Raw genomic sequence first — 3,102 nt, 5'->3', positions numbered from 1 at the left:
GGCCAGCGCCAGCTGGCTCGGCACATTGGTAGAGAGGGTGGACATCAGCTGCAGCCGCTGCACCCGCTCGGCATGGGGCCCTGCCACCACCCAGCCGACCCGAAAGCCCGGCGCCAGACATTTGGAAAAGGAGCTGCAGAGCAGGCTGTCGCCACGCTGATCCCAGTGGCGGATCGGCTTGGGGCGCTCGCGGCCGAAGTAGACCTCGGCATAGACGTCATCCTCCACCAGCGGCACCCCGTGGCTGTTGAGCAGTGCCATCAGCTGCGCTTTGTGACTATCCGGCATGGTGTGGCCCAGCGGGTGCTGTACATTGCCCATCAGCCAGCACGCCTTGATCGGCATCTGGCTGAGGGCATCTTCCAATAGCGCCAGATCGATACCCACCCCCGGGAGCACCGGGATCTCCACCGCCTTGAGCTTCAGCCGCTCGATGGCCTGCAGGGCACCATAGAAGGTGGGGGACTCTACCACTACCCAGTCACCGGGTTCGGTCAGCACCTGCAGGCTGAGGGAGAGCGCCTCCATGGCGCCTGTGGTGATGATGATCTCCTGCGGATTGACCGCCACCCCGTCGCTGGCGTAACGCTGGGCGATGGCGCGGCGCAGCGCTTCGTTGCCGGGGGGCAGGTCGGCCACCGTGCTGAAGGGATCGAGCTTGCGCATGCAGCTGGCCAGCGCCCGCCCGAGCTGGGGATGGGGGAACAGGGTCGGGTCTGCTACCGACATGCCAAGGGGCACCAGAGCCCGCGATTTGCTCGCCTGCAACACCTCGAACACCAGATCGTTGATATCCACCGAGCCGCTGTAGTGGGTCTGGCTCGGCGTGTGCTGCACGACCTGTGGTGAGGCGGCTTTGACGTAGTAGCCGGACTGGGGGCGGGCGAGGATCCGCCCCTGACTCTCCAGCAGTTGATAGGCCTGCAACACCGTCATGGGGCTGAGCCCGTGGGTCTTGCAGCTCTGGCGAATGGAGGGGATGCGCTCCCCCGGTTGCCAGATACCATCGTCGATCTGGCTTTGCAGGCGGTCGGCCAACTGCTGGTAAAGGGACATGATCTGGATCAACTGTTATAGGTGTAATTCAATATAACTGCATCTGTTATAGGTGTCATGCTCCGTGATGTACTTGTCACGCACGAAACGTGCAAGGCAAATACAACAAAAGAGAGTGACGCATGATCAATCCGGATGACGTGGTCAGCCTGTCTCGCCTGCAATTTGGCGCCACGGCCCTGTTCCACTTCCTGTTTGTGCCCCTCACGCTGGGGCTGTCCTGGATCCTGGTGATCGCCGAGTCGGCTTATGTGATGACCGGCAAGGTGATCTATCAGGACATCACCCGCTTCTGGGGCAAACTGTTTGGCATCAACTTCGTCATGGGGGTCACCACGGGGATCACCATGGAGTTCCAGTTCGGTACCAACTGGGCCTATTACTCCCACTACGTGGGGGACATCTTCGGTACCCCGCTGGCCATCGAGGGGCTGATGGCCTTCTTCCTCGAATCGACCCTGGTGGGGCTCTTCTTCTTCGGTTGGGACAAGCTTTCTCGCGGCAAACACCTGCTGGTGACCATGCTGGTGGCGCTTGGCTCCAATCTCTCGGCGCTGTGGATCCTGATCGGCAACGGTTGGATGCAAAACCCGGTGGGGGCCGAGTTCAACCTGCTGACCCAGCGGATGGAGCTGGTGGATATCGCCGCCGTGCTGTTCAACCCGGTGGCGCAGGTGAAGTTCGTGCACACCGTCGCGGCGGGTTATGTGGCCGCTTCCATGTTCGTGATGGGGGTAAGCAGTTGGTATCTGCTGCGCAAGACCGAGGTGCAGTTCGCCCTGCGCTCCTTCGCAATCGCTTCCGGCTTCGGGCTAGCCGCCATCCTCTCGGTCATTGTGCTGGGGGATGAGTCGGGCTATCGCACCGGCGAGGTGCAGAAGGTCAAGCTCGCCGCCATCGAGGCGGAGTGGGAGACTGAGCCAGCGCCAGCCTCCTTTACCCTGTTCGGCTTCCCGGATCAGCAGGGAGAGACCACCCACGCCGCCATCAAGATCCCGTATCTGATGGGGATCATCGCCACCCGCTCCATCGACGAGGCGGTGACCGGCCTCAAGGATATCAAGGTGCAGAACGAGGCGCGCATTCGCAGCGGCATGGTGGCGGCCGAGGCCCTCGAGCAGATCCGGCAGGGCAATGACACCCCGGCCAACCGCGCCCGCTTCGAGCAGCACGGCAAGGATCTTGGTTACGGCATGCTGCTCACCCCCTATGCCAGCAATATCGCCAAGGCCGGTGAGGCGGAGATTGCCAAAGCGGTCGATGACTCCATCCCGCCAGTGGCACCGCTGTTCTGGGGCTTTCGGGTGATGGTGGGGCTTGGTGTCACCATGCTGGGGCTGATGGTGGTGAGCTTTGTTCAGCTCTGCCGCAACCGGCTGCAAGACTCGCCACGGCTGCTCAAGACCCTGCTCTGGAGCATTCCGCTGCCCTGGATTGCCATCGAGGCGGGCTGGCTGGTGGCCGAGCTTGGCCGTCAACCCTGGACCATCAGCGACGTGCTGCCGGTCTCGGCCTCGGTCTCTTTGCTTCAGCCGGGCCAACTCTGGTTCAGCCTCATCGCCATCTGTTCCATCTACACCTTGTTGCTGGTGGTGGAGCTGTTCCTGTTGCGCCATGTGATCCGCAAGGGGCCCGCCATTCTCCATACCGGCCGCTACAGCGGTGAACAACCCGAACTTGCGAGGATCGCCTGATGGATTACGCAACCCTGAAACTCATCTGGTGGGCGCTGGTGCTCTTCATGATGGTCGGTTTTATCGTGATGGATGGCTTCGATCTCGGCATCGCCATGCTGCTGCCGGTGGTGTCGAAAGATGACGACGACCGCCGTCTGGTGATCAACAGCGTGGGGCCGGTGTGGGAGGGTAATCAGGTGTGGCTGATTGCCGGTGCCGGTGCCCTGTTCGCCGCCTGGCCGCTGGTTTATGCCGCCGCCTTCTCGGGGCTTTACATCCCCATGGTGGTGCTGCTGCTCGGGCTATTTTTGCGTCCGGTCGGTTTTGACTATCGCAGCAAGCTGGCCGATCCGCTGTGGCGCCGCTGGTG

General features: G+C 62.3%; 3 protein-coding genes. 2 read left to right on the top strand and 1 reads right to left on the bottom strand.

The window, feature by feature from the left end; all coding sequences use genetic code 11:
- Nucleotides 1-1,056, bottom strand: a 1,056-nt coding sequence (locus tag AACS18_RS00580; protein WP_108611983.1) for an aminotransferase-like domain-containing protein, incomplete at its 3' end; no start/stop codon positions are given.
- A gap of 122 nt (nt 1,057-1,178) precedes the next feature.
- On the opposite strand from AACS18_RS00580, the gene AACS18_RS00575 reads away from it, so the two are divergent.
- Together AACS18_RS00575 and cydB are read left to right on the top strand one after the other, a co-directional pair.
- Nucleotides 1,179-2,750 (top strand): cytochrome ubiquinol oxidase subunit I, encoded by a 1,572-nt coding sequence (locus AACS18_RS00575; protein WP_108611981.1) that lies wholly within the window; start codon nt 1,179-1,181, stop codon nt 2,748-2,750.
- Nucleotides 2,750-3,102, top strand: a 353-nt coding sequence (gene cydB, locus AACS18_RS00570) for a cytochrome d ubiquinol oxidase subunit II (protein WP_108611982.1), incomplete at its 3' end; no start/stop codon positions are given. The genes AACS18_RS00575 and cydB, both read left to right, overlap by 1 nt.

It is taken from the genome of Aeromonas sp. HMWF015 (assembly GCF_963878965.1).
Lineage (GTDB): Bacteria > Pseudomonadota > Gammaproteobacteria > Enterobacterales > Aeromonadaceae > Aeromonas > Aeromonas veronii.
The sequence above is the reverse complement of the archived record's forward strand: the minus strand, read 5'-3'. Positions and strand labels throughout refer to the sequence as shown.

What these genes read in the sequence shown, in the direction of transcription:
- AACS18_RS00575 (WP_108611981.1), top strand. Translation starts at nt 1,179, where the DNA reads ATGATCAATCCGGATGACGTGGTCAGCCTGTCTCGCCTGCAATTTGGC.